This is a genomic window from Nocardioides silvaticus (genome assembly GCF_003160695.1).
In the GTDB taxonomy this organism is placed as follows: domain Bacteria; phylum Actinomycetota; class Actinomycetes; order Propionibacteriales; family Nocardioidaceae; genus Nocardioides; species Nocardioides silvaticus.
This window is the reverse complement of sequence record NZ_QGDD01000001.1, coordinates 887,978-913,828: the sequence shown is the minus strand read 5'-3', so window position 1 is coordinate 913,828 and position 25,851 is coordinate 887,978. Positions and strand designations below refer to the sequence as shown.

At 73.0% G+C, this 25,851-nt stretch carries 26 protein-coding genes; 18 read left to right on the top strand and 8 right to left on the bottom strand.

Annotated elements, in window-relative coordinates; translation table 11 throughout:
- Positions 1-11 precede the first annotated feature (11 nt).
- The 8 genes from DJ010_RS04205 to DJ010_RS04170 all read left to right on the top strand — a co-directional run bounded on the left by DJ010_RS04205 (position 12) and on the right by DJ010_RS04170 (position 8,799).
- A complete protein-coding gene (locus tag DJ010_RS04205) occupies positions 12-923 on the top strand; it encodes a catechol 2,3-dioxygenase (protein WP_109692324.1) in 912 nt (303 codons plus the stop codon).
- A 26-nt stretch (positions 924-949) separates the two neighbouring features.
- Entirely contained in the window at positions 950-1,867 is a 918-nt protein-coding gene (locus DJ010_RS04200) for a catechol 2,3-dioxygenase (protein ID WP_109692323.1), read from the top strand.
- A complete protein-coding gene (locus tag DJ010_RS04195) occupies positions 1,864-2,904 on the top strand; it encodes a histidine phosphatase family protein (RefSeq protein WP_109692322.1) in 1,041 nt (346 codons plus the stop codon). Before DJ010_RS04200 ends, DJ010_RS04195 begins: the two co-directional genes overlap by 4 nt.
- A complete protein-coding gene (locus DJ010_RS04190) occupies positions 2,901-3,824 on the top strand; it encodes an acetaldehyde dehydrogenase (acetylating) (RefSeq protein WP_109692321.1) in 924 nt (307 codons plus the stop codon). The genes DJ010_RS04195 and DJ010_RS04190 overlap by 4 nt, the downstream gene beginning before the upstream one ends.
- Positions 3,821-4,864: a 4-hydroxy-2-oxovalerate aldolase gene (gene dmpG, locus DJ010_RS04185; protein ID WP_109692320.1), complete on the top strand. Its 1,044-nt coding sequence runs from the start codon at positions 3,821-3,823 to the stop codon at positions 4,862-4,864. The genes DJ010_RS04190 and dmpG overlap by 4 nt, the downstream gene beginning before the upstream one ends.
- Before the next feature lie 21 nt (positions 4,865-4,885).
- Complete coding sequence (locus DJ010_RS04180; RefSeq protein ID WP_109692319.1) at positions 4,886-6,316, top strand: aldehyde dehydrogenase; 1,431 nt, start codon at positions 4,886-4,888, stop codon at positions 6,314-6,316.
- A 76-nt stretch (positions 6,317-6,392) separates the two neighbouring features.
- Entirely contained in the window at positions 6,393-8,156 is a 1,764-nt protein-coding gene (locus DJ010_RS04175; protein WP_109692318.1) for a DUF2207 domain-containing protein, read from the top strand.
- An 82-nt stretch (positions 8,157-8,238) separates the two neighbouring features.
- Entirely contained in the window at positions 8,239-8,799 is a 561-nt protein-coding gene (locus DJ010_RS04170) for a LemA family protein (RefSeq protein ID WP_109692317.1), read from the top strand.
- Here the strand turns inward: DJ010_RS04170 and DJ010_RS04165 are convergent.
- The gene (locus tag DJ010_RS04165) at positions 8,796-9,419 is read right to left on the bottom strand and encodes an alpha-ketoglutarate-dependent dioxygenase AlkB (protein ID WP_245927177.1); all 624 of its coding nucleotides are present in this window, start codon (positions 9,417-9,419) and stop codon (positions 8,796-8,798) included. The genes DJ010_RS04170 and DJ010_RS04165 overlap by 4 nt on opposite strands.
- Before the next feature lie 133 nt (positions 9,420-9,552).
- On the opposite strand from DJ010_RS04165, the gene DJ010_RS04160 reads away from it, so the two are divergent.
- Positions 9,553-10,275 carry a GntR family transcriptional regulator gene (locus DJ010_RS04160; RefSeq protein WP_281271111.1) on the top strand — a complete coding sequence of 241 codons (723 nt, stop codon included), beginning with the start codon at positions 9,553-9,555 and terminating at the stop codon, positions 10,273-10,275.
- Between the two features lie 24 nt (positions 10,276-10,299).
- Here the strand turns inward: DJ010_RS04160 and DJ010_RS04155 are convergent, their stop codons facing one another.
- Positions 10,300-10,665, bottom strand: coding sequence for a DUF8819 family protein (locus DJ010_RS04155; RefSeq protein ID WP_109692314.1), 366 nt, complete (start codon positions 10,663-10,665; stop codon positions 10,300-10,302).
- Positions 10,666-10,758: 93 nt separating this feature from the next.
- On the opposite strand from DJ010_RS04155, the gene DJ010_RS04150 reads away from it, so the two are divergent.
- From DJ010_RS04150 to DJ010_RS04140, 3 genes are read left to right on the top strand one after another with little or no spacing between them, the layout of a single operon-like run.
- Entirely contained in the window at positions 10,759-11,079 is a 321-nt protein-coding gene (locus tag DJ010_RS04150) for a hypothetical protein (RefSeq protein ID WP_146207256.1), read from the top strand.
- Position 11,080: 1 nt separating this feature from the next.
- Entirely contained in the window at positions 11,081-11,848 is a 768-nt protein-coding gene (locus DJ010_RS04145) for a hypothetical protein (protein ID WP_109692312.1), read from the top strand.
- A gap of 29 nt (positions 11,849-11,877) precedes the next feature.
- On the top strand, positions 11,878-12,150 hold the full coding sequence (locus DJ010_RS04140) for a DUF4031 domain-containing protein (RefSeq protein ID WP_109692311.1): 273 nt from the start codon (positions 11,878-11,880) through the stop codon (positions 12,148-12,150).
- On the opposite strand, the gene DJ010_RS04135 is transcribed toward DJ010_RS04140, so the two are convergent.
- Positions 12,133-12,750 carry an HD domain-containing protein gene (locus DJ010_RS04135; RefSeq protein WP_109692310.1) on the bottom strand — a complete coding sequence of 206 codons (618 nt, stop codon included), beginning with the start codon at positions 12,748-12,750 and terminating at the stop codon, positions 12,133-12,135. The two genes, DJ010_RS04140 and DJ010_RS04135, sit on opposite strands and share 18 nt — an antisense overlap.
- Before the next feature lie 50 nt (positions 12,751-12,800).
- Between DJ010_RS04135 and DJ010_RS04130 the strand changes: the two genes are divergently transcribed.
- Together DJ010_RS04130 and DJ010_RS04125 are read left to right on the top strand one after the other, a co-directional pair.
- The gene (locus DJ010_RS04130) at positions 12,801-13,106 is read left to right on the top strand and encodes a chorismate mutase (RefSeq protein ID WP_109692309.1); all 306 of its coding nucleotides are present in this window, start codon (positions 12,801-12,803) and stop codon (positions 13,104-13,106) included.
- A 4-nt stretch (positions 13,107-13,110) separates the two neighbouring features.
- On the top strand, positions 13,111-13,392 hold the full coding sequence (locus DJ010_RS04125; RefSeq protein WP_245927174.1) for a DUF2087 domain-containing protein: 282 nt from the start codon (positions 13,111-13,113) through the stop codon (positions 13,390-13,392).
- Here DJ010_RS04125 and DJ010_RS04120 read toward each other — a convergent pair whose 3' ends face one another.
- The gene (locus DJ010_RS04120; RefSeq protein ID WP_109692308.1) at positions 13,393-15,048 is read right to left on the bottom strand and encodes a DNA repair helicase XPB; all 1,656 of its coding nucleotides are present in this window, start codon (positions 15,046-15,048) and stop codon (positions 13,393-13,395) included. It lies immediately after the preceding gene.
- A gap of 157 nt (positions 15,049-15,205) precedes the next feature.
- On the bottom strand, positions 15,206-17,467 hold the full coding sequence (locus DJ010_RS04115) for a helicase-associated domain-containing protein (protein WP_109692521.1): 2,262 nt from the start codon (positions 17,465-17,467) through the stop codon (positions 15,206-15,208).
- A gap of 30 nt (positions 17,468-17,497) precedes the next feature.
- Between DJ010_RS04115 and DJ010_RS04110 the strand changes: the two genes are divergently transcribed.
- Both DJ010_RS04110 and DJ010_RS04105 read left to right on the top strand, forming a co-directional pair.
- Positions 17,498-18,319, top strand: coding sequence for a PP2C family protein-serine/threonine phosphatase (locus tag DJ010_RS04110; RefSeq protein ID WP_109692307.1), 822 nt, complete (start codon positions 17,498-17,500; stop codon positions 18,317-18,319).
- A complete protein-coding gene (locus tag DJ010_RS04105; protein ID WP_146207255.1) occupies positions 18,316-20,031 on the top strand; it encodes a hypothetical protein in 1,716 nt (571 codons plus the stop codon). Before DJ010_RS04110 ends, DJ010_RS04105 begins: the two co-directional genes overlap by 4 nt.
- A gap of 24 nt (positions 20,032-20,055) precedes the next feature.
- Here the strand turns inward: DJ010_RS04105 and DJ010_RS04100 are convergent, their stop codons facing one another.
- Together DJ010_RS04100 and DJ010_RS04095 are read right to left on the bottom strand one after the other, a co-directional pair.
- The gene (locus DJ010_RS04100; protein WP_109692305.1) at positions 20,056-20,646 is read right to left on the bottom strand and encodes a GNAT family N-acetyltransferase; all 591 of its coding nucleotides are present in this window, start codon (positions 20,644-20,646) and stop codon (positions 20,056-20,058) included.
- Positions 20,643-22,772, bottom strand: a complete 2,130-nt coding sequence (locus tag DJ010_RS04095) for a S8 family serine peptidase (RefSeq protein WP_158282920.1) — start codon at positions 22,770-22,772, stop codon at positions 20,643-20,645. Before DJ010_RS04095 ends, DJ010_RS04100 begins: the two co-directional genes overlap by 4 nt.
- Before the next feature lie 166 nt (positions 22,773-22,938).
- On the opposite strand from DJ010_RS04095, the gene DJ010_RS04090 reads away from it, so the two are divergent.
- The gene (locus tag DJ010_RS04090; RefSeq protein ID WP_109692303.1) at positions 22,939-23,334 is read left to right on the top strand and encodes a cold-shock protein; all 396 of its coding nucleotides are present in this window, start codon (positions 22,939-22,941) and stop codon (positions 23,332-23,334) included.
- Positions 23,335-23,496: 162 nt separating this feature from the next.
- Here the strand turns inward: DJ010_RS04090 and DJ010_RS04085 are convergent, their stop codons facing one another.
- The gene (locus tag DJ010_RS04085; RefSeq protein ID WP_245927173.1) at positions 23,497-24,975 is read right to left on the bottom strand and encodes an MFS transporter; all 1,479 of its coding nucleotides are present in this window, start codon (positions 24,973-24,975) and stop codon (positions 23,497-23,499) included.
- 77 nt (positions 24,976-25,052) lie between these two features.
- Between DJ010_RS04085 and DJ010_RS04080 the strand changes: the two genes are divergently transcribed.
- A complete protein-coding gene (locus DJ010_RS04080; protein ID WP_245927172.1) occupies positions 25,053-25,829 on the top strand; it encodes a DUF3027 domain-containing protein in 777 nt (258 codons plus the stop codon).
- The last annotated feature ends 22 nt before the right edge of the window (positions 25,830-25,851 follow it).

The window sequence follows — 25,851 nt, the reverse complement described above, 5'->3', positions numbered from 1 at the left end:
AGGAGGCAACGGTGGGAGTCCTCCGCCTCGCCCACGTCGACGTCCGCACGCCCGACCTGGAGCTGTCGACGGCCTACTACACCGAGGTCCTCGGACTGCACGTCAGCGAGCGCACCGACGACGCCGTCTACCTCAAGTGCTGGGACGAGGAGGACCACCACTCGCTGCGGCTGCGCAGCGACACCCGCATCGGCATGGACAAGTTCTCCTTCCGGGTCGAGCGCGAGGACGACCTCGCCGACCTGGAGATCCGGCTCGCCAACGCCGGCTGCGACGTCCGGCGCGTGAGCAAGGGCGAGGAGGTCGGCCAGGGGGAGTCGATCCAGTTCGAGATCCCCAGCGGCCAGACCATGGAGCTGGTGTGGGACCTCGAGAAGGTCGGCAACGTGCTCGGCAAGCTCAACCCCTCCCCGGTGCCGCCGCCCGACCTGCCGGGCATCGCCCCGCCGCGGATGGACCACCTGCTCATCAACGCCGAGGAGGTCGGCGAGTCCTACGCGTTCTTCAAGCACGTGCTGGGGTTCCGGATGACCGAGCAGGTCCTCGACGGCAACGGCCACCAGCTGGGCGTCTGGATGGAGCGGTCGCACTCGCCCCACGACGTCGCGATCGTCAACGGCCCCAACGGCGCGCTGCACCACTTCGCGTTCTGGCTCGACGACTGGGACCACGTGCGCAAGAGCGCCGACATCCTGGCCTACAACGGGGTGCAGATCGACCAGGGCCCGACCCGTCACGGCGTCACCCGCGGCAACACCATCTACTTCTTCGACCCGCTCGGCACCCGCAACGAGGTGTTCACGGGCGGCTACAGCCCCGACCCCGACTTCCCGCAGATCACCTGGACCGAGGACCAGTTCGGCAGGGGTCTCTTCTACTACGAGAACGTCGTCGCCCAGCGCTTCCTGCGCTTCCACACCTGAGCCGCCACGAGAACCAGGGAGCCACCGTGTCCGATCGCATCCTCCGTCTCCAGCACGTGCAGATCCGGGTGCCCGACCTCGAGCTGTGCACCGCCTACTACACCGAGGTGCTGGGGCTCATCGAGACCGCGCACGAGGAGAACCGGGTCTTCCTGAAGTGCTGGGACGAGCACGAGCACCACTCGGTCGTGCTGCGCCAGGCCTCGACGTACGGCCTCGACCACATGAGCTTCAAGGTCGCCGAGCTCGAGGACCTCGACCACTACACCGAGCGGGTGGAGGCCGCGGGCATCCCGGTGAAGCGCTACGGCAAGGGCGAGCTCGGGCCCGGCTGGGGCGAGGCGATCCGGTTCGAGGCGCCGTCGGGCCACACCATCGAGCTCGGCTGGGGCATGGAGAAGGTCGGCAACATGCTGCCGCTCTTCAACCCGCCGCCGCGGCCGGGCGGGCTGGTCGGGATCGCGCCGCCCCGGCTCGACCACATCTTCATCATGGCCGAGGACGTCGACGCGGCCACCCGGTTCTACCGCGAGGTGCTGGACTTCCGGCTCACCGAGCAGATCATCGCCAACGACGGCCACCAGATCGCCACCTGGCTCGAGCGCTCGCACAGCCCGCACGACCTGGCCCTGGTGACCGGCCCCAACGGCGCACTGCACCACTTCGCGTTCTGGCTCGACGACTGGAACGCGGTGCGGGAGGCCGCCGACCACCTGGCGTTCAACGGGGTGACCATCGACGTCGCCCCGACCCGGCACGGCGTCACCCGCGGCTACACCGTCTACTTCTTCGACCCGGTCGGCAACCGCAACGAGGTCTTCACCGGCGGCTACTGGGTCGACCCCGACTTCGAGCCGATCACCTGGACCGAGGAGGAGATGGGGCGGGCGATGTTCTACTACGCCCGCGAGGTCAACGAGCGCTTCTTCACGGTGCACTCGTGAGCACGAACGACGTCTTCCGTCGAACGGACCGCACCGACGCTCCGCTGTACCTGGCGCGCTACACCGAGCGCCGCAGCAGGGGCACGACGACGCCGGCCGCACCCGCGGAGGAGACCGACGAGTCGGTGCCGCTCTACCTGCGGCGGTTCCGCGACCGTCGTACGGACTCACCGGTGCGGACCCGCTCGGTGCCGCTCGAGCACGACGGGGAGACCTTCGCCCCGGAGTACGCGGCGGTCACCCGCAGCCACGAGATCATCCCCGAGCAGCGCAGCGAGCGGGACACCTACACGACCGAGATCCGGATCATCCGGCACGGCATCACCCAGGGCTACTCCACCGACGCCGGCCTCACCCCGATGGGTGCCTGGCAGGCCCACCAGCGGGGGCAGGCGCTGGCCCGCACCCTGCGCGAGTGGCCGCAGATGCGGATCGTCTGTGCTCCCACCAACCGGGCGCGGCAGACCGCGGAGCAGATCCACCGCGGGCTGCTCGACGGGCTGCAGCAGTACGGCCGCGAGTGCGAGGTCAGCGGCCCGGAGCCGGTCGAGGAGCTCAAGAACTTCCAGGTCTGGAGTCCCGACGGCGTCCGCGACATCACCGCGTCGTTCCGCAAGTACCAGGCCGAGATGGAGAAGATGGAGCGGATGGCGGTGGGCGACCGGCCGCGGTGGCTGGTCGAGATCGACCGGTTCTACCGCACCCAGCTCGGTGGCGCCGACCCGATCCAGCTGTGGCTGACGATCCCGCTGATGTACTTCGAGTCGCCACAGGCCTGCGTCCGCAGGTTCTGGACCGGTTTCAACCGGTTGATCGCGGAGTCGCCCGGCCAGCGCATCATCGCGGCCACCCACTCCGGCCCGATCCGGGCGTTCGCGACCTGGGCGCACGGCTACGACCCCGGCGAGCCGGTCAACACCGAGGAGGTCGTCGTCCGCGTCAAGCACGGCGGCCGCACCGCCACCGTCAGCTACCGCAACCGGGTGACCGAGGTGAACATCCCGCAGGAGGACGAGATCCCGAGGTGGGACGCATGAAGATCCCCCACGATTCTGCGCGCAAGGCCCGCGCGGCCATCATCGGCCCGGGCAACATCGGCACCGACCTGCTCGCCAAGCTGCGCCGCAGCGAGTCGATCGAGGTGCAGTACGTCGTCGGCGTCGTCGAGTCCGACGGCCTGCAGCGGGCGCGCGACCTCGGGCTCGAAGCGTCGGCCGAGGGGCTGGACTGGCTGCTCTCCCGCGACGAGCTGCCGGAGATCGTCTTCGACGCGACCTCGGCGAAGGCGCACCGGGCGGCGGCCCCGCGGCTGCAGGAGGCCGGCATCGTGGCGATCGACCTGACGCCGGCCGCGGTCGGCCCGCTGGTCTGCCCGCCGGTGAACTTCCGCGAGCACGTCGACGCGACCAACATCAACATGATCAGCTGCGGCGCGCAGGCGACGGTGCCGATCGTGCACGCGGTGTCCTCGGTCGTCCCGGTGGCGTACGCAGAGATCGTCGCCTCCGTGGCCTCGAAGTCGGCCGGTCCCGGCACCCGCGCCAACATCGACGAGTTCACCCACACCACCAGCCGGGCCGTCCGCGAGCTCGGCGGCACCCCGCGGGGCAAGGCGATCATCGTGCTCAACCCGGTCGAGCCGCCGATGATCATGCGCGACACGATCTTCTGCGCGATCCCCGCCGACGCCGACAAGGACGCGATCACCTCCGCCGTGCACCGTCGCGTCGAGGAGGTGCAGCAGTACGTTCCGGGCTACACCCTCCGCGCCGAGCCGCAGTACGACGACCCGCGCGAGAAGTGGGACGGCAACGGACGCGTCACCGTGTTCATCGAGGTCCTCGGCGCGGGCGACTACCTGCCGACGTACGCCGGGAACCTCGACATCATGACCGCCGCCGCAGCGCGCGTCGGCGAGCTGGTCGCCACCGAGAAGCTGGCAGGAGCCCTCGCATGACCGGGACCCAGCGGCCCGTCCGCATCACCGACACCACGCTGCGGGACGGCAGCCACGCGATGCAGCACGAGTTCACCGAGGCGCAGGTGCGCGCGACCGTCCACGCGCTCGACGCCGCCGGGGTCGAGGTGATCGAGGTCAGCCACGGCGACGGGATCGGCGGCTCCTCCTTCAACTACGGCTTCTCGAAGGTCGAGGACATCACGCTGGTGCGCGCGGCGGCCGAGGAGGCGAGCCAGGCGCGGATCGCGGTGCTGCTGGTGCCGGGCATCGGCACCATGGACGACCTGCGCAACGCCCGTGAGGCCGGCGCCTCGGTGGCGCGGATCGCCACCCACTGCACCGAGGCGGACGTGTCGATCCAGCACTTCGGGCTCGCCCGGTCGCTCGGGATGGAGACCGTCGGCTTCCTGATGATGAGCCACCGCACGTCGCCGGAGGAGCTCGCGCGGCAGGGCCGGATCATGGTCGACGCCGGTTGCGAGTGCGTCTACGCGGTCGACTCCGCGGGTGCGCTGGTGCTCACCGAGGCGAAGGCGCGCATCGCCGCGCTGGTGGCCGAGGTCGGCCGCGAGGCGCAGGTCGGCTTCCACGGCCATCAGAACCTCTCGCTGGGCGTCGCCAACTCGGTGCTGGCGTTCGAGTCCGGTGCCCGCCAGATCGACGGCTCGCTGTGCGCGCTCGGTGCCGGCGCGGGCAACTCGCCGACCGAGGTGCTGGCCGCGACGTTCGACCACCTCGGCGTCGAGACCGGCGTCGACGTCGGTGGCGTGCTCGAGGCCGCGGAGGAGGTGGTCCGCCCCTACCTGCCGCGCTGGCCGAAGGCCGACCGCACCGCGATCGTGCAGGGCTGGGCGGGCGTCTACTCCTCCTTCCTGCTGCACGCCGAGCACGCGGCCGAGCGGTACGGCGTACCGGCTCACGAGATCCTCCAGCGCGCCGGCGAGGCCGGCTACGTGGGCGGCCAGGAGGACATGTTGATCGACATCGCGCTCCAGCTCTCGCAGGAGCGCGACCTGCACGCCGTCGGGGCGCGCTGAGCGAGGAGCGGAGGAAGTCCGGTGGAGCAGATCACCCACGTCATCGACGGCGAGGACGTCGCGTCGGAGTCCGGGGCGACGTTCGCCTCCGTCGACCCGTTCACCCAGCAGGCCTACGCCGACGTGGCGCTCGGTGGCCGGGTCGAGGTCGACCGCGCCGTCGCCGCCGCCCGTCGCGCCTTCGACGAGGGGCCCTGGCCGCGGATGGGGTACGCCGAGCGCGGCGCCCTGCTCCACCGGCTGGCCGACCTCGTGCTCGAGCACAGCGACGAGCTGGCGATGGCCGACACCGTCGACATGGGCAAGCCGATCACCGACGCCCGCACCAAGGACGTCCCGCGCACCGCCCAGAACTTCCGCTTCTTCGCCGACCACGCCCGGCTGAGCGCGGGCGAGGCGCTGCCGATGGACAGCGGCCACCACGCCTACTCGCTGTTCCAGCCGGCCGGCGTCGTCGCCGCGATCTCGCCGTGGAACTTCCCGTTGATGCTCGAGTCCTGGAAGGTCGCGCCGGCGCTCGTCTGGGGCAACACCGTCGTGCTCAAGCCCGCCGAGGACACCCCGAGGTCGGCGACCCTCCTGGCCCGGCTCGCCGTCGAGGCCGGCCTGCCGTCCGGCGTCCTCAACGTCGTGCACGGCTTCGGCCCCGACTCCGCGGGTGCGGCGCTCACCGAGCACCGCGGCGTCGACCGGATCACGTTCACCGGCGAGTCCGGCACCGGCCGGGTGATCGGCCGCGCTGCCGCCGCGCACCTCACCCCGGTGAGCTTCGAGCTCGGTGGGAAGGGCGCCAACCTGGTCTTCGACGACGCCGACCTCGACAACGCCGTCTCGTGGTCGATCAAGGCGATCTTCACCAACGCCGGCCAGGTCTGCCTCGCGGGCTCGCGGCTGTTCGTCCAGCGCGGTGTGTACGACGAGTTCCTCGCCCGCTTCGTCGCCGCGGCCGAGGCGCTGCGGATGGGTGATCCCAAGGACCCGGCGACCGAGCTCGGCCCGCTGGCGTCCGAGGAGCACTGGAAGAAGGTGAGCGGCTACCTCGACGAGGTCGCTGCGGGTGGGTCCGGGCGGATGGTGACCGGCGGCCCGGCCGACGGGTGGTTCGTGCGACCGACGGTCGTCGTCGACGCGCCCCTCGACGCCCGGGTCGTGTGTGAGGAGGTGTTCGGCCCGGTGGTGACGATCCACCCGTTCGACACCGAGGAGGAGGGCGTCCGGACCGCCAACGACTCGCCGTACGGCCTCAACGCGATGGTGTTCACCGAGAACCTCTCCCGGGCCCACCGGGTGTCGGCGGCACTGCGCGCCGGCACGGTGTGGGTGAACTGCTTCTTCATCCGCGACCTGCGCGCGCCGTTCGGCGGCGTGGGGGACTCCGGCGTCGGCCGCGAGGGCGGCAGCTTCAGCCGCGAGTTCTTCACCGAGCCCAAGGCCGTGGTGATGCAGGTCTGACCGTCCGTCCAGGCTTTACCGACGACGGCTCTCGAGTTCGGGTCGCAGCCCGCGCTGCTGCCCTAGCCTGTCGGCCATGAAGCGCCTTCTCGCCTCGGCGGTCGCGTTCGCCTTCATGGTCGTCCTCCTCTGCATCCCGGCGCTCTTCTACGACATCGACTTCGAGTCGACCGACGTGGCGAGCGAGGACACGACGATCACGTCGTACAAGGCGGAGTTCACGGTCGGCGAGGACGGCGGGCTCGACGTGGTCGAGCGGCTGCGCGTGAACTTCCCGACCGCCGGCAAGCACGGCATCTTCCGGTTCTTCGACCGGGTCGTGCCCTCCGACCCCGACGTCCGCGCGCTGGTCGAGGACTTCGAGGTCACCGCCGACGGCGAGGAGACCGACGTCCAGCACACCGTCGAGCAGGGGCGCTACGACAACTACCGGATCGGCGACGCCGACAGCACGCTGTCGGTGGGCGAGCACGTCTACGTGCTGAAGTACCACGTCGAGGGCGCGCTGACGCCGGGCGGCGACGAGGTGTCCACCGACACGGAGTTCTACTGGAACCTGATCCCCGCCGGCTGGCAGCAGGACATCCTCCAGTCGGTTCTCACCGTGCACCTCCCCGAGCCAGCGGAGGAGGTCCGGTGCTACGTGGGTGTCGGGAAGGTCGAGGACGGCGCCCGTGAGTGCAACGTCCAGGGCGTCGGCACTCGTGACCTCACGGTCCGCACCGACGGTCTCAACTCCCACACACCGGTGACGCTGCTGGCCGGGCAGGACCTGCCGACACCTGAGCAGGCGACGCTGCCGTGGCCGGCCCGCTACGACAACGTCTTCGGCACCAGCGAGTCGACGCTCGGTGCGCTGGCGCTGCTCGCGCTGCTAGCCGGCGGAGTCGGCATGCTGCTCAACTGGCTCGCCTACGAGCGGAAGCCGCGGTTCCCGCTCCAGTACGCGCCGCCGGAGGGGATCGGTCCGGCCCAGGCGCAGTTCATCCTCCAGGAGCGCGTCGACCGGCGCGCCTACGTCGCCAGCCTGATGCACGCCGCCGAGCACGGCGCGGTCGACCTCCAGCGCGGCCAGGACCGGAGCTGGACGATCGCCGACAAGGCCGGCCCGCAGGGCTGGGCCGGCCTCGACCCGGTCACCCTGAGCGTCGCGGGCATCCTGTCCGGCCCCGGCAGCCACTTCGTGGCGCGGCCCAAGGACGTGCAGGGCGGGCAGGTCCTGCAGAGCCAGGTCTCGTCGTTCACCGCGGCGACCAAGCTGTGGGCCACCGCCAACGGCCTGCTCGTGCGGGCCGGGATCGGGGGCCTCGGCGGGCTCCTGGTGCTCGTCGGCTTCGGGCTCGTCGTCACCGCGGTGTTCTGGCGGCCGTTCAACTGGCCGTCGATGGCCGCGCTGCCGATCGCCGCGTTCACCGCGGGCGCGGTGGTCCTCCTCCAGTCCGGCTCCGCCACCAAGCGCACCCACGCCGGCCGTGAGCTGTGGTCGCGGGTGGGCGGCTTCAAGCGACTGCTCTCGACCCCGTCGGCCAAGGACCGGTTCGACTTCTCCGGCCGGCAGGAGCTCTACACGGCCTACCTGCCCTACGCGGTCGCCTTCGACTGCGCCCAGCAGTGGGCCCAGAAGTACCGCGTCGAGACCGGCCAGGAACCGCCGGCGCCCGGCTACTTCTACGCCTCCGGCTACGGCGCCGCGCACTCCGTCGACTCGATGGTCGGCGACTTCGACGGCGCGCTCAGCAGCGCGATCTCCTCCTACGAGGCCACCCAGAGCTCGTCGTCCGGCGGCGGCGGGGGCGGTGGCGGTGGTGGCGGAGGCGGCGGTGGAGGCGGCTCGTGGTGAGCGCCGGCGGCGTCGTACGCGCTCGCGCCGACGACGGACAACGCCTAGATTCCCTGCAACTTCGAGAGAGGGTCCCCAGCCCATGATCTACGTCATCATCGCCATCGCGGTCCTGGTCCTGCTCGGCATCTTCTTCGTCGTCGGGTTCAACCGGCTGCGCAAGCAGGACGTCGGCGCCCAGGAGGCCCTCGGGGGCATCGACGTCCAGCTGACCCGACGGGCCGAGCTGATCCCCAACCTGGTGCAGACGGTCAAGGGGTACGCCGCGCACGAGTCGGACGTCTTCGCGGAGGTCACCAAGGCGCGGGCCGGCCTGGCCGCCGCGGCGGCCGGCGACGACGTGCCGGCGAAGGCCGCCGCCGACGCCGCGATGCAGCAGGCCCTGCTCCGGGTCAACGCGGTCGCCGAGGCCTACCCGGACCTCAAGGCCGACGCGAGCTTCCGCGACCTGCAGGACCAGCTGGCGAAGACCGAGGACCAGATCGCCTTCGCGCGGCAGTACTACAACGACGCCACCGCTCAGCTCAACCAGTCGGTGCGCACCATCCCGTGGATGTTCTTCTCCGGCGTCGCCGGCGTGAAGGAGCGGGAGTTCTACGACGCCCCGACCGAGCACACGGCGGCGCCGGGAGTGGAGTTCTAGAAGACGTTGAGGGGTCGGTACTGCACGGACATCCGCGGACCGGCCGAGGCGACCTTCGGCACGGCGTGCTCCCAGGTGCGCTGGCAGCTGCCGCCCATGACCAGCAGGTCGCCGTGCCCCATCTCGAAGGCGAGCGTCTCGGCACCGTCGGCGCGGTCGCGGGGGCGCAGCGCCAGTCGCCGGGGGTCGCCGATGGAGACGATCGCCACCATGGTGTCGTGGGTGTTGCCGCGGCCGATCCGGTCGCCGTGCCAGGCCACGCTGTCGCGGCCGTCGCGGTAGTAGCAGCAGCCGGCCGTGCGGAACGGCTCCCCGAGCTCGGGCAGGTAGTGCTCGGAGAGCGCCTCGCGGGCGGCGGTCAGGACGGGGTGGGGGAGGTCGTCGCCGATCATGTAGGTGCAGACGAGCCGGGGGACGTCGACGATCCGGTCGTACATCCGGCGTCGTTCCGCGCGCCAGGGCACGTCGGCGACCATCGTCGTGAAGACGTCGTCCGCCTCCGGCAGCCAGCCGCGGGCCACGTCGACCCACGCACCTGAGCCGAGCTCGTGCCGCTCGATCCCGTCGAAGCCGAGGTCCCCCGCCGGGCCGGGGGCGAAGAGGGTGCTTTGGAAGTCCACCCGTCGAGGATACGGCATTCTTCGAACATCTGTTCGCACCACTCGGACGTGTTGTTGCAGACGCCCGCGACGATCTGCGGGGTATTTCACGGTTCCGGGGACGCCCTGTCCCGTGCCGTCCTAACCTTCGAGGGTGGAGACAGTCGACAGGGGGACGGCTGACCGACGCGCACTGAAGCACGTGGCAATTCGGGAGTACGTGCGGGAGCTGGTCTCGGGAAGCGCGCCTGGGACAGCTGCCCCATCAGAGCGGGACCTGGTCGAGCGGTTCGGCGTGGCACGGATGACCGTGCGGCAGGCGTTGGACGCACTGGTGTCCGAGGGAGTGCTCCAGCGCTTCCCCGGCCGCGGGACGTTCGTGGCGCCACCTCGCCGGCAACCGAGCCGGATCGCCAGCTTCACCGAGGACATGACCGCACGCGGCACCGTCGCCGAGAGCCGCACCCTCCTCGCCGAGAAGGTGCGTGCGCCAGCCGGCGTCGCCCGCGCGCTCGCGATCACGCCCCGCGAACCGGTGTTGCGCTGGCGCCGGCTGCGCCTGGCCGACGGCAGCCCGGTCTGCCTCTCCGACGCCTACCTGACTGCGGCCCTGGTGCCCGGCCTGTTCGACGGCCCGGACCTCCCCGACAGCCTGTACGACGAGCTCGCCTCGCGCGGCCGCCGTCCCACCTGGGCCGAGGACTCGCTCTCGGCCGGGGTCGCCACCCCCGAGGAAGCCGCGCTGCTGGAGTGCCCGGAGGGGTCGGTCGTCATCCGGCTCACCCGGCGCGCCCTCTGGGAGGACCGGCCGATCGAGATCTCGCGAAGCGTCTACCGCGCCGACCAGCACACCATCTCCTTCCAGCTCGGCGGCTGAGCGGACCGGACCCACGCGCGGGGCTCAGCCGCCCAGGTGGCCGAGCTGCGCGACGACGGTGCCCGACTCCTCGCACACCCAGGCCGGATCGGGTCCGCCGAGGTCGGGCTCGATGTGCAGCGCGTGCAGGGGCGCGTCGCCGCACTGCCGGCACACCGGCCAGAGGCCGGCCAGGTCGGTGCGGCCGTGCAGGTCGACGAGCGCGTCCTGCACGTCTTGGGCGATCAGCCCGCCGACGTAGTCGACGCCCTCGGCCCACTGCTCCAGCCACCAGCGGCGCTGCGAGCAGGCCTCGTCGAGCGCCGACACGGTGACGGCGTTGGCGACGCCGCGGGCCTGCAGATCGGCCAGCACCGAGGCTCGGGCATCGAAGATCACGCGGTCGTCCACAGGGTCATTGTGCTGCGGTTTGGCAAACCCCCGGGTGCGGGCACCCGACGCGCGACGCTGCGCGGGCGGCGTCGTACCGAAGGGAGCATGCCCATGACCGACCAGATCGACATCACGTCCTGGACCGACCTCGACGGCCTGCCGGCCGACCTCGACGTGCTCGCCGCGCAGGCGCAGCAGGTCTTCACCCACGCGCGCACCTGGGTCTGCCAGCGCGGCGGGTTCGAGCCGAGCCCGGTCTGCCTGCTGGCGCCGCTCGCCGACCTGATGGACGTGGTCGCCCGGGCCTTCACCGAGGTGGAGGAGATCGCGGTGGCGGACTGGCGGTCGATCCGGGACGCGGTGGTGGCGACCACGGCCGACCTCAAGGCCGTGGACGCGCAGGTCGCCGACCGGATGCCGGCGGTGGCCTGACGTGCTGGCCGCGACGCCGCTCGACCTCCCGGCACCCGCGCTGGGCGGGCACACCCGCCCGCACGACGCCGGGTTCGAAGCCCTCGACGCGGCCCTCGGTCGCATCCGCGACATCGCCAACCTCGGCATCGAGGCGCTCAACCAGGCCGGCCTCGGCCTGCGGAAGCTGCCCGAGGGCAGCCTCGAGGAGCTCCTCGTGCTGCCGTTGACCGGCGACTACCGCAGGATCCGGCAGAACGCGCTCGCGACCGGGCAGGTCCGCGACGCGCTCGGCACCTACGCCGACAACGCCACGCTGCTGTCGCTCGCGGCCTCCCCGCGGTGGGACGGCGAGGCCGCCGCCGCGTTCCTCCTCCGCGTCAACGGCCACGCGCTCGCTGCCCGCGGGTTCGGTTTCCTGGTGGCCGAGACCGCGCCGCTCTTCGACCTCGTCGCCGACGGGAGCGAGCGGCTCGCGATCGAGGTGGAGGAGCTGGTGATGGAGCTGGTCGAGGTCGGCGGGCGGCTGGTGCGCAAGCTGCTGTCGCGCGTGGCCGGGCCCGTGGGCTGGGCGACCTGGGCGGCCGAGCTCGCGCTGAAGGGCTTCGACGCCGTCACCGACATCATCGAGGACATCGAGCGGGTCCTCCGGATCGTCGACCGGCTGCTGGAGCTGAAGGGCGAGGTGACGGCCTGGGTCGAGGAGCAGCGTGAGCGGCTGTCGCTCCTGCTCGAGCTCGTCGACCTCGCGCGGCGCGAGCTCCCGGCCGGCGGAGGCGGCTCCTGGTGAGCCCGGGCGGGCGTGGATAGCCTCCGGGGGTGATCCTGATCGACCCGCCGAACGCCGCCGGGCACGGTCGGCTGTGGTCGCACCTGGCGAGCGACGACTCCTACGACGAGCTGCACGCGTTCGCGCGGCTGGCCGGGATCCCCGAGCGCGGCTTCGACCGCGACCACTACGACGTGCCGGCGGAGTGGTACGACGACGTGGTCGCCCTCGGCGCCAGCCCGGTCAGCTCGCGCGAGCTCGTGAGCCGATTGCGGGCGGCGGGCCTGCGGCGACGCCGGCCCCGCTCACGCAGCCAGGACTGACAGCTCGCGCTCGACGTTGCGGCGGGCGTCGTCCTCCCAGTGCGCGAGCGCATAGTCGGTATGGAAGAGCCGCGGCTTGGCGACCAGCTCGCGCAGCACGACCGCCCGGCCGGCGGTGAACACGTCGTCGGGCAGGTGGGCGTACTCGGTGCGCACGGCCGCGGCGTACTCGTCGTACCGCTGGCGGGGCGCGGCCAGGATGCCGAGGTCGGCGTCCGACAGCGCGCAGCCGTTGGCGTCGGTGTCGTCGGGCCGGTGCGACTCGGTCAGCCGCACCAGGCGCGCGACCTCGGCGACGGTCGCGGCGTCCACCAGGCCGGGCAGTGCCTCCTCCGCCCACGCCGCCGAGCGCTCCTCGGCGTCGCGCTCGCCGTCGTAGACCGCGTCGTGGAACCACGCGGCCAGCAGCACCGGCACCCGGTGGTACGACGCGCCCGCCCCGGCCAGCTCCTCGAGGCGCGCCAGCACCTCGCCGAGGTGACGGACGTCGTGGTAGCCGCGCGACTCCTCGCCGTAGGCCGCCAGCAGCGAGTCGCGCAGGTCGGGTGCGTGGGGGAGCGGCCACGGCAACGGGGAGGCCTCGGTCTGTCTGCCGTCCATCGTCCCTGATTGTGGCCCATGCGCCCGTGGATCGGGAGGGTTCGGGAAGGATGGGTGCTGTGACTCCCGACGACGCCCGTGAAGAGCTCCTGCGACTGCGCGCGAGCATCGACAACCTCGATGCCGCCCTTGTGCACCTGCTCGCCGAGCGGTTCAAGTGCACCGAGCAGGTCGGCCGGCTCAAGGCTCACGCCGGCATGCCGCCGGCCGACCCGGAGCGCGAGGCGGTGCAGATCGCGCGGCTGCGCGCGCTGTCGGAGAGCTCCGGCCTGGACCCGCACTTCGCGGAGAAGTTCCTCAACGTGATCATCGCCGAGGTCATCCAGAACCACCGGCAGTTCCTCGACGAGGAGTGAGCCGGTGGCGCGCCCCGTGGACGAGTCCGAGACGCTGCGGCGGTTCTTCTCGGCCGACGGCCGGCTCCACACGATGCCGACCAAGCACGTCAAGCGCCGGTTCGTGCTGGACCACGTCGCGCAGCGGTTCGAGCCGGGCCGGAAGTACGCCGAGCGCGAGGTCGACGCCGTGCTGAAGGAGGTGCACGAGGACCACGCGGCGCTGCGCCGCTACCTCGTCGACGACGGGTTCCTCACCCGGGAGGCCGGCATCTACTGGCGGTCCGGCGGGACCGTCGAGACCTGATCAGGCCCCGGCGAGGTCGACCGCGTCGATGATCCGGTAGGCGTAGCCCTGCTCGGCGAGGAACCGCTGACGGTTCTGGGCGAAGTCGGCGTCGACGGTGTCGCGCGAGACCAGCGTGTAGAACCGGGCGACCTTCCGCTCGCCGTCGGGGCCGGGGTCACCGGGCCGCAGCAGCCGGCCGAGCCGCTGCGCCTCCTCCTGGCGCGACCCGAACGACCCGGAGACCTGAATCGCGACCTCGGCGCTCGGCAGGTCGATCGAGAAGTTCGCGACCTTGGAGACGACCAGCAGGTCGATCTCGCCGTGCCGGAACGCGTCGTACAGCCGTTGCCGCTCGCGGACCGTGGTGTCGCCGGTGATCATCGGCGCGTCGAGCGCGGCGCTGAGCTCGTCGAGCTGCTCGAGGTACTGCCCGATGACGAGCGTCGGCTGGCCCCTGTGCCGCGCGACGAGGTCGCGGGTGACCGCGACCTTCTCGCGGGTGCAGGCGGCGAGGCGGTAGCGCTCCTCCGGCTCGGCGGTGGCGTAGGCCAGGCGCACGGCGTCGGGCAACGTGACCCGCACCTCGACGCAGTCGGCCGGGGCGATCCAGCCCTGGGACTCGATGTCCTTCCAGGGCGCGTCGTAGCGCTTCGGCCCGATCAGCGAGAAGACGTCGCCCTCGCGGCCGTCCTCGCGGACGAGCGTCGCGGTCAGCCCGATCCGACGCCGCGCCTGCAGGTCGGCGGTCATCCGGAAGATGGGCGCCGGCAGCAGGTGCACCTCGTCGTAGACGATGAGGCCCCAGTCCCGGGCGTCGAAGAGCTCGAGGTGCGGGTAGACGCCCTTCCGCTTGGTCGTCATCACCTGGTACGTCGCGATCGTGACCGGCCGGATCTCCTTGACCGCACCCGAGTACTCGCCGATCTCGTCGGCGGTGAGCGACGTGCGTCGTACCAGCTCGTCCTTCCACTGCCGGGCGCTGACGGTGTTGGTGACGAGGATCAGCGTGGTCGCCCTGGCCTGCGCCATCGCGGCCGCGCCGACGATGGTCTTGCCGGCACCGCACGGGAGCACGACGACGCCCGACCCGCCGTGCCAGAACGAGTCCGCCGCCTCCGCCTGGTAGGAGCGCAGCTCCCAGCCGTCGGTCTCCAGGTCGATCGGGTGCGCCTCGCCGTCGACGTAGCCGGCGAAGTCCTCGGCCGGCCAGCCGAGCTTGAGCAGCACCTGCTTGAGGTTGCCGCGCTCGGAGGGGTGCACCGCGACGGTGTCGTCGTCGATGCGGTCCCCGAGCATCCCGGCGACCTTCTTGGCGCGCAGCACCTCCTCGAGCACGGGACGGTCGGTGCTCGCGAGGACCAGCCCGTGCACCGGGTGCTTCTCCAGCCGCAGCCGCCCGTAGCGCGCCATCGTCTCCGCGACGTCGACCAGCAGGTTGTGCGGGACCGCGTAGCGGCTGTAGGTCAGCAGGGTGTCGATGACCTGCTCGGCGTCGTGGCCCGCGGCGCGCGCGTTCCACAGGCCCAGGGGCGTGAGCCGGTAGGTGTGGATGTGCTCGGGGCTCCGCTCGAGCTCCGCGAACGGCGCGATCGCCCGCCGGCAGTCGTCCGCCTGCTCGTGGTCGACCTCGAGCAGCAGCGACTTGTCGGACTGCACGATGAGAGGCCCGTTCATCGGGGTCCCCGCGGAGTTGTTCGACGGGGGAGCGAAGCGGAGGAGTCGAAGAACTCCGTGGGGTGAATGATCACCGCACGAGTTTACGGGGCCGACCTACCGGGGTTTCTTGTCGTGCGATCCCGGAAAGCGCGACAAGATTTCCCGGTGCGACGGGTCACGGAGCGGGGGTGACGCGGGAGATCCGGTGCACGGCGAAGGTGCGGACGTCGTCGGCGGTGCGGTCGTGCGCGGTGAGCTGCCCGCCCTCGACGGAGATCGGGTCGACGGTGCGCTCGCCGACGACACCCTGGTTGTCGGTGAAGCCGATGACGACGGCCGTCCGGCGCTCGATGGCGTCGCGGAGGGCGGACAGGGCGCCGGCGGGGGAGACGGCGGCGGCGGGGCGGACCCGCGCGGCGGCGTCGCCGGCGCGGAGCGAGCGGACGGCGGCGGCGACCTGGGCGGCGTGGCGGGCGTCGTCCTGGGCGGCCACCCGCTGGCGCGGGGTCCGGGCACGCAGCACGTCGGGCCGTCCCACGCGCACCGTGCCGTCGGGACCTTCGACGACCGGTGCGACGCCCAGCTCGCGGAGCCGCACCAGCAGCACGTCGACGGGCGTGGTGCTGACCAGCACGGTGGGCGCGAGCAGCCGGAGCCCGAGCGAGGCCGCCTTCGGGTGGCGGACCAGCGCAGCGAGGGCGGCCTCGTCGTCGGACCGGACGAACGACTCGGCGTAGCCGACCCGCACCTGCCCGAACGTGCGCACCGCGTCGTCGACGAGGTAGGTGAGCGGCTGCGGCACCGGGGTCCGCGAGACCGAGGCGAGGAAGGCGTGCACCTCCGCGGCCGTCCACCCGGCGTCGAGCGCGCGCCGCAGCGAGGACGTGGTGAACCGGTAGACCGTGGCGGCGCCGCGCGACTCGATGTCGGCGACCAGCTGCAGCGACCGGGCGATGCCCGACTCCACCGGACCGGGCGCCACGGCGGTCAGGTCGGCCTGGATCAGCACGTGGTCGACCGGCTCCGGCAGGGCCGCGGCCAGCAGGGGAGTGGGGTCGTCCCCGGCGACCAGCGCCCGGCCGTACGGCGACAGCGCGTCCAACCCGGTCACCCCGAGCGCCGCCGCCTCGGCGAGGGTCCACGCGACCTGGTCGGCGCGGGAGCGCGGCCGCCGTGGGCGCAGCCAGGTCAGCCGGGCGACCAGCGACGGCAGTCCGGTGCCGGACGCGAGGGCGTGACCGGGCGGAACCTCGGCGAGCGCGGCCAGCGTCAGCGCGCGCGTCTCGGGCATCAGCATCGAGGACAGCTCGGGAGTGAGGGCGTTCCACGGCTTGTCGTCGGTGCCGCGGCTGCCGACGAGGCCGGGCAGCCGGGCGCTGGTCAGCCAGGCGCGGGCCAGGGTCGTCCAGCGGGCCGCGGGCTCCGCGTCCAGCCAGGTGTCGAACGCGTCCGTGGGCACCCACACCGGGTTGCCGTCGACATCGGCGCGGGTGGCGACCAGCCCCGCGGCAGAAGCGGTCTCGACCACGAGTGCGGTGTCGGGCTCGGTCAGCTGGAGGTGCGCGGCGGCGGCCTTGAGCTCGCGCACGCCGAGGCCGCCGGTGCGCAGCGCGGTCGCCGGCCGGGTGCTCCACCACTCGAGCAGCAGCTCGGTGCGCCGGCAGAACTCGCCGGCCGCCCCGGCGGCCGCGCTCTCGGTCAGCCGGGACGGGCGCTCGGCGGTGGCGAGGTCGGGGACGAGATCGACCGGCCCGGTCGTCGTACGACCTCCGCGGAGGGCGAGCCCGACCTCGCCCGGCACCACCAGCAGGTCGTCCCGTCCAGGCGTCAGCAGGCCGCGCGACAGCAGCTCCTCGGCCGGGGTGGCGGCGTCCTCGGGCCGGAGGTTGCGGCGAGCGGAGCCGGCGGTGGCCTCACCGCCGGCCGCGACGACGTGGTCGAGGAGCGCCCGCGCCTCCTCCGACAAGGCGTCGAGCCGCTCACGGACGACGTTGAGGGGCGCCGCGTCCGGGGTCCGCGGCCGCAGGCCGCTCACGCCGCCGTCGACGCCGCCCGCGAGGCAGTCGGCCACGCCGGAGAGCGGGCGCAGCCCCTCCGGGGAGTCCCAGGCCAGCGCCAGCGCGCGGAGGCGGGCCAGCGTGGCGGCGACGTACGACGTCTCCGCGTGGACGATCCCCACCAGCTCCTCGTCGGTGGTTTGGCCGGCGACGACCAGGGCATCAAGCACCGAGAGCTCGCCCCGGGTGAGCGAGTCCAGGGCGCGCGCCACCGAGCTGCGGATCGTCGCGCGTGACGCAAGCTGAGAGAAGTCGTGAGGGGCGGGCGTGGTCAGGTCCGGTCGAGAAGTCAGCAGTTCCGCCACCTGGTCGTCGGTCCAGGACCGCAGCTGCTCGGCGAGCGAGCGGTGTCCCGCCGTCCGCGTCGCCTCGTCGCCCACCCGACCAACGCTACCGATCGCGGTCACGCGGTGACCCGGGTCGACCTCGAGTACGGCGCCGCGACCCACGTCGGGCTCGTCCGCACCGACAACGAGGACGCCCACCTGACCGTCCCGCCCGTCTTCGTCGTGGCCGACGGCATGGGCGGTCACGACGCGGGTGACGTCGCGAGCTCGTTCGTCGTCGAGGAGTTCGCCCGGCTCGCGGACGAGGGTCTCGACGCGGCCTCCGCCGCGCGGACCGTCGCCGCGGCGCTGGACGCGGTGCACACGCGGATCGACGAGTTCGACGCCGAGCAGCAGGCCGCCGGAGACCCGTTCTTCAGCACCGGCACGACCGCGGTGGCCGCGGTGCTCGTGGCCGACGTCGACGCGCCGTACTGGCTGGTCGCGAACCTCGGCGACTCCCGCGCCTACCGGTTCGCCGCCGGCGAGCTGGTCCAGGTGACCGTCGACCACAGCCTGGTGCAGGAGCTGGTCGACGCCGGCACGATCGAGGCGGACGACGCGCCCGACCACCCCGACAGTCACATCGTGACCCGCGCGCTCGGCGGCCCGGTCCACCACGAGCCGGATCTCTTCACCGTCCCAGCGGAGGAATCCGGGCGCATCCTGTTGTGCTCCGACGGGGTGAACGGAATGCTCGCCCACGACGACATCGCTCGGATCCTGGGTGAGCACCCGGACCCGGCGACGGCGGCGGACGAGGTGGTCGCGGCCGCGGTCGCCGCCGGTGGTCGCGACAACGCGACCGCCGTCGTGGTGGATGTGGTGGGATTGACCAGGGAGGAGCCGCACGTCGCCGACGTGCAGCGTTCAGCTACGAAGCAGGAGACGGGGGCACACCCATGAGTGCGATGAGCTCGACCGGTGCGGCAGGCGCCTGGTCCTACCGCGTCGGCCCGTGGTTCGCGGCGTTCGGCCCGCGGGTGACGGTGCTGCTGCCCGAGTCGCAGCGCGACCAGGTCGTCGGCGTCTGGTCGCTGGTCGACGGCGGGGCCGGGTTCGACGACGTGCTCGACGCCCTCCTCGCCTCCGGCCTGAGCCGGCTCCCCGGGTTCGTGCTCGTCAGCACCGACGAGGGTCCCACCCGGGTGCTGCTCCGCGGCGCCGGCGTGAGCGCGATCCTGAAGTCCGACGCCGACGAGGTCGCGATCGACGGCAGTGCCAGCGGGACCTGGGTGGAGCGCAGCGTCGACGGCGTCACCTCGCTGTCCGTCGCGCTCGCCGCCGACGATGCCGACGAGTCTTCGGAGGCCGGTGCCGAGCAGCCCGCGACCGACTTCACCGTCGTGACCGGTCTGGTGCGGGTCTCGCGCATCGACCGCCCGCCGTACGTCGAGCCGGCGGCGGCCGAGCCGGCGGCGGCCGAGGAGCCGGCCGCTGCGGCGGTGGCGGACGTGCCGGCCGACGAGGGCACGCCCGAGTCCCTCGACCTCTCCGCCGGCCTGCCTGCCGACCTGTCTGCCGACGCCGAGCCGACCCCGCTGGCCGACGACGCCGCGCCGGCGGAGCTGGCCGACGTGGCCGAGTCCGCCGAGGCGTCGCCGGTCCTGGCCGGCGACGAGCCCGCGATCGACGAGCCTGCCGTGGCGGTCGCCGAGGAGTCGTCGCCGCTGGACGAGGCGGCGCCGTTCGAGGACTCGATGGCGGTCGACAACGCGCCCGCGCCGCTGGACGAGCCGGCGCTGATGGACGAGCCGGGCCCGTTCGCCGCGGCGTCCGCGGAGCCCGAGCTCGAGATGCCTACCGACGGCGACCCGCTCACCGACCCGATGCCGCCGGCTCCCACACCCGCGCCGGCGCCGACCGACTGGGTGACGCCGTGGGACAGCCCGCCGCCCGCGCCGGAGGCCCCGGGTGTCCCCGAGGCGCCGGGGTCGTCGGAGTCGTCGGAGTCGTCGGAGCCGTCGGAGCCGGCGATGGCCGACGAGCCCGGCGGCCTGACCGAGGAGATGCCGGCTCCCGGCGCGGACCCGATGGTCGACAACGCACCCGCACCGGCCGGCGAAACCGAGGTCGCGCCGTCGCCGTACGCCCCGCCCCCGCCGGCGGGTGACGCTCCTGGCGTCGACCTCCCGCCGCCCCCGCTCCCGGTGGGCTCCTGGGAACCCGTCGGCGGCCCGCCGCTGCCCCCGCCGGCCGAGTCGCCCGCGGCCCCCGCCGCCGACTCCGGGATGGTGGACGCGCCGTCGGCCGCTCCCGCGAGTGACGCCGTGGCGAAGCTGATGATCAGCGACGGTCAGCAGGTGCTGGTCGACCGCGTGATCCTCATCGGGCGGGCGCCCGAGGCGCGGCGGTTCACCTCGACCGAGCAGCCGCACCTGGTCACGGTGCCGAGCCGCCTGCACGAGATCTCCTCGACCCACGTCGAGGTGCGTCCGGGCACCGGCGCCGACCAGGGCGCTGCCGTGGTCACCGACATGGGCTCGACCAACGGCACCGTGCTGGTGCAGCCGGGCCTCGGTCCGGAGGACCTCAAGCCGGGGATCGCGGTCCAGCTGGTGCCGGGCGCGATCATCAACCTCGGCGACGGTGTCACCATCCAGGTGACGCGGCCCTGATCCGCCGCTGACGCTCGGACGGCGTCAGCCGGCGGTCGGACGCGGCCACTCCTCGCGGAGCAGGCCGTAGAACGCTTCGTCGGTCCAGGTGCCGTCCGGCTCCGGCCAGCTCTTGCGCAGCAGCGCCTCGCGGGTCATGCCCAGCCGCTCGCACAGCGCTGCGGACCGCAGGTTGCGCGGGTCGAGGTGGGCGATGAGCCGGTGCAGCGGGTAGTGGCTGAAGGCCAGGTCGATGAGGGCGGTGGCGGCCTCGGTGGCGAAGCCACGACCGGCGTGCTCCGGCGCGAACGCCCAGCCGATCTCGCCGACCGACGGCGCGGTGTCCTCGTCGGCGCGGGTTCGCAGCCGCAGGATCAGGTCGCCCACGAGGACGTCGTCGTGGACGACCGCGAGCGAGAGCACGTCGTCCGGCTCCGACGGCGCCAGCCGCTCGGACATCCGCTGCACCCGGGCGGCGAGGGCTTCCTCGTCGGCGGCCGGGAACGGCAGGTAGCGGCACACCTCGGGGTCGGTGTAGTAGCGCAGCGCGTCGAGGTCGTCGAGGGTGACGTAGCGCAGCACCAGCCGCTCGGTGCGGATCGGGAGCGGCGGCGGGTCGAGCCGGGGCGCGGTCATCGGGTGATCACCACGGCCAGGCGGGTGCGGTCGCCTTGGGCGCTGTGCCAGACGACGGTGCCGGTGTCGGTCGCCAGTGGCGCCGAGCCCAGGCTGAGCCGGAAGGTGAGCGTCCGCCCCGGGCGGACCAGTGCCGCCGACGGGCTCACCCGCACCGGGCTGTCGAACCCGTTGAGGTGGGCGGTGAGCCACAGCGGGCGGTTGCCGGTGTTGGTGATCGTGCGGCGTACGACGAGCCGGCCGGTGCGCATCAGGGCCTGCGGCAGGTCGAGGTCGGACCGTCGTCCGGTCAGCCAGCCGCGGTAGTGACGAGGATCGACGAGGTAGGCCATCGGCGGCACCCGCCGGACCTGCACCTGTCCGGTCCCGGCCCGGAGCCCGGCCCGGTGCCCGATCGGCGCGGTCGAGGTGAGCAGGGCGGACCGGACCTCTGCGGCGTCGTTCCGCGGGTCGCCGATCAGCACGGCGGCGACCCCGCTGGCGTGGGCGGCGGCCGCCGACGTACCGCTGACGACGTCCCAGCCGCCCGCCGTCGCCGCGAGCACGCCGGTGCCCGGCGCCACGACGTCGGGCTTGATCACCGACCAGGTCGGGTCGCCGCCGCTGCTGAACCGCGCGACCCGGGCCGGAGTGCGCTCGCGGCCGCGCGACTCGAGCCGGACCTCGGCGCGCGGGTGCTGACGCGCCCAGGCGGTGAGCGCGCGACCGTCGGCGGCCGACAGGTGCACGGTCGGCACCTCGTGGAGGTCGGCATCGGTGGAGCCCGCACGCCGGTTGACGAGCACCATGCCGGCGCCGTCGGCGAGGCGGACCGTGCGCGACTTCGTCAGGCGGGGCAGCCGGCCGCGCTCGCACAGCACGACCGCGCCGTGCACGGCACGGACGTCGAGGCTGCCGGGGGCGCAGACACGGGCGTCGTCCGTGGACGCGCCCGGCGCCGCGGCGTCGGCCCCGACCACCAGCCGGGCCGGACCGACCGGCGCGGTCGCCGCCATCGCGCCCTCGAGCCGCGGACCGCGGCGGGCGACCACAGCACCGACCCGGCGTGCCGAGGTCGAGGCGCCGACGGTGACGACCCAGGGGGAGGGGTGCGCGGCGTACGCCTGCGTGCCCTCGTTGCCGGCTGCCGCCGTGACCACGATCCCGGCCTCGGTCGCGCCGAGGAGCGCGCGCTCGACGGTGTCGACGGTGTCGGCCGGTCCGGCGACGGACAGGTTGAGGACGTCGACGCGGTCGGCGGTGGCGCGGTCGATGGCGGCGACCAGGTCGGCGGTCGCGCAACCGTCGTCGACGGGGTCCGGCGCCGACCAGCACGCCTTGTAGACGCCGATCCGCGCCTGCGGTGCGACGCCGGAGAACCGACCGAGCGCGTAGCCGCGCGCCCGCACCGCGACGTTGGTGGTGCCGGCCGCGATCGACGCCGAGGCCGTGCCATGGCCGTCGGTGTCGCGGGGGGAGAGCGCCGCCGTGGACCGGAGGGCGTCGCTGCCGAAGCCGGAGACGAAGTACTCGGCGCCGACGATCTTCGTCGAGCACTCGTCGGAAGACCAGGCCGGGTCGTCGGGGGCGTCGGCGCAGGAGCCGTCGTAGCGGCGTGGCTGCCGGCCGGGGGAGGCGGGCTCGGCGAACGCAGGGCTCGCGGGGTCGATGCCGGTGTCGACGAAACCGATCACGGTGCCCGCTCCGCCTGCTCCACCCGACCACCGGCCGGGCCGGCCCGGGGCGCCGGCCGCCTCGAGCGCGCCGGCGGGGGCACTCGCGACCTCGGCGAGCGGGCGGACCGCGTTCTCCTCGACGAGGGCGACCCGGTCGTCGCCGACCAGCACGTCGTGCTGCTCCTCGGTCAGCTCGACGGCGAACCCGTTGAGTGCGGTCGTCCACTGGTAGACCGGATCGGCGGCGTCGACGTCGTCGAGCACCCGCTCCTGGAGCGCGAGCATCCGCTCCGCGACCTCCTCGGCCGGTGCGGCGCCCCGGTGACCGGCGGTGCCGGGACCGCGCAGGGTGACCAGGTGCAGGGTGGTGTCGCCCTCGCCCCCGTCGTCCGCCTCGCCGAGGGCAGCGGGCGTTGCGGTCAGCGTGGCCACGGCCACGGTGACGGCCGTGGCGATCGCGGCGGCACGCATGGGTCGACATCCTTCCTGCATCCGGAGCCGTTCATTGTGACCCACCGGCCCGGGAGAAACGAAAGCAACGGTAAAGCGGTTCGTGGTCGTCCGGTGCGATCCCCTACGATTTCAGGCTGCGCTCCGGAATCGGCCGGAGCGCGCGTGTGAGAGAAGGGTCGAGACCGTGCCGACTGGCAAGGTGAAGTGGTACGACGCGGAGAAGGGCTTCGGGTTCCTCTCCCAGTCCGACGGGCCGGACGTCTACGTCCGCTCCGATGCGCTGCCCGAGGGCGTCACGACCTTGAAGGCCGGGACCCGGGTCGAGTTCGGCATCGCCCAGGGTCGCCGGGGCGACCAGGCCCTCCAGGTCCGCGTCCTCGACGCTCCCGCCTCGGTCGCGCGCAACCAGTCGAACGCCAAGCGCAAGAAGCCCGAGGAGATGGTCCCGATCGTCGAGGACCTGATCCGCCTCCTCGACGGCGTCGGCGAGGCCTACCGCCACGGCCGCCACCCCGACCGTCGTACGGCCCAGCCCGTCGCCAAGCTCCTCCGCGCCCTCGCCGACGAGCTCGAGAGCTGACCCCCTGACCCGTTGATTCCTCCCTCGTGGCGGGTCGAATCGTCTCTCGTGGCGGGTTGAATCGTCTCTCGTGGCGGGTCGAGTCGTCCCTTGTGGCGGCATCGCCACCATCCACGACTCAACGCGCCAGGACGCAGGAATCAACCCGCCACAACACCCGATTCAACGCGCCACGAGGGACGAATCAACGGGGGGTGCAGGGGGTTTCGGTTTGCCGGAGCGGTTGGCGAGGACGACGAAGGTCCAGGCGCCGAGGAGCACGGCGACGAAGGGGAGGCCGAAGGCGTTGACGGCGGGGTAGGAGAGCACCACGCCGAGGAAGCCGCCGATCACCCAGGCCAGCTGGAGGGTGGTGTCGCCCTTGGCGAAGGCGCTGGAGTGAGCCCGCACCGGGACGTCGGTCTGGATGGTGGAGTCGAGCGAGACCTTGGCGAGGTACTGCATCAGGCCGGCGGTGAGGCCGAGCACGACCAGCGGGACGAGGCTGTAGGCGACCGCCGCGAACAGGACGGCGGCGATGTCGGCGAACAGCGCGACGACCACCATCACCGCCGGGTTGATCTTGCGGGCGAGCGAGGCGACGAGGATGCCGAGGGTGTTGCCGAGGCCGGCGGCGCCGACCACCAGGCCGACCAGGATCGTCGCCCGGGTGGTGCTCTCCCAGCCCTCGAGCGGCTCGGAGGCCAGCACGAAGGTCATGAACATGACCATGAACCCCGACAGCAGCCGGGGACCGCAGTTGGCGCGGAGCGCGAAGGCGACCTTCGGTGGTACGCCGGAGCCCTGCGGCGCCCGGCCCGGGCCACCGCGACGGATCTCGATCGAGTCCTCGCCCGCAGTGGAGTCGACCTTCGCCGGCAGCAGGATCGCCGCGACGGTGCCGAGCACGAACACCAGGAAGGCGTACCGGCAGGCCCACTCCGGCCCGAGCCAGTAGGAGAAGCCGGCCAGCGGCGCCGAGACCGCGGCGCCGACCACGCCGGCTAGGGAGACCCGGCCGTTGGCCTTCACCAGGGTGATCTCGGGTGGGAGCAGCCGTGGAACCGCAGCGGCTTTCGCGACGCCGTACGCCTTGGAGGAGACGAGTACGCCGAGCGCGGCGACGTAGAACCAGGGCGAGCCGCTCGTGAGCGTCCCGGCCAGGACCCAGCACAGGAACGCGCGCAGCGCGAAGGTGCCGCCGATCGCCCAGCGGCGGCCGTGGCTGAACCGGTCGAGGAACGGCCCGATCAACGGGGCGACGATCGCGAACGGCACCATCGTCAGACCCAGGAACAGCAGCACCGGGCCGCGCTCGCCGCTGGTCGCGCCCGCGAAGAAGATGGTGCCGGCCAGGGCGATGGCGAACGCCGAGTCACCCGCCGCGTTGCACGCCGCCAGCTCGATCAGCCGGTTGAGGCCGGAGCGCTCCGCCCCCTGGGCGCCGGCAGCACGCCGCGCGCGGCGGAACGTCGCCCGCCCGAACCGGCCGGTGCCGCGCGCGAACCCGCGCAGCCCGCGCGCGGTGGCGAGCGCCCCGGTGCCGACGCTCTGCCCGACCGTGCGGGTCTGCCCGGCCGCGTCGGCGGGGACCATCGTCGGCGGCGGCTCGTCCGCGCCGGGCCCGCTGGGAGGCGGGTAGTCGGGCGGTGGCGAGGTCACGCGTCTATCTTGCCTGCTCCGACGCCGCTTCATGCCCCGAGGTGACGGCGAGGTCGCGGATGAGCGAGACTTGCCGCGTGACCACCACCGAGCGCAAGGCGAGCGACGCCGTCGCCGTCGCCGCCGTCGACGAGGCGCGTGCGGCCCTCCTCGAGGACGTGGACGCCGCGGACGTCGGCGAGTACCTCGGTCACCAGGTCGACGGCCAGCGGGTCGTCACCCACCTCTTCGGCTGCACCCGCCGCGGCTACCTCGGCTGGCAGTGGGCGGTCACCGTCGCCCGCGCGTCGCGGCAGAAGAAGGTCACCGTCGACGAGGTCGTGCTGCTGCCCGGCCCCGACGCGATCGTCGCGCCGGCCTGGGTGCCCTACCGCGAGCGGATCAAGCCGGGCGACCTGTCACCGGGTGACCTGCTCCCCGTCGCCGACGACGACCCGCGGCTGGTGCCGACGTACTCCTTCGGCGACGACCCGCTCGACTCCGACGCGAAGGCGCAGGTCCGCACCGTCGCCAAGGACCTCGGCCTCGGCCGGGTCCGCACCCTCTCGCCCGAGGGCCGCGACATCGCCGCCCAGCGGTGGTACGACGGCGACGCCGGTCCCGACTCCCCGCTGGCCAAGTCCGCGCCCGAGTCCTGCACCACCTGCGGCTTCCTCGTCCGCCTGGCCGGTCCGCTCTCGGAGATGTTCGGCGTCTGCGCCAACGGCGACGCCAACGACGACGGCCGGGTCGTCTCGTTCGACCACGGCTGCGGCGCCCACTCCGAGGTCCGGCTCAGCAAACGGCACGCGACCGTCCCGCCCGCGCCCCCGGTCGTCGACAACATCAGCCGCGACGACCTCGAGACGTTCTGAGCCCCACCGCGCGAGCGTGTCG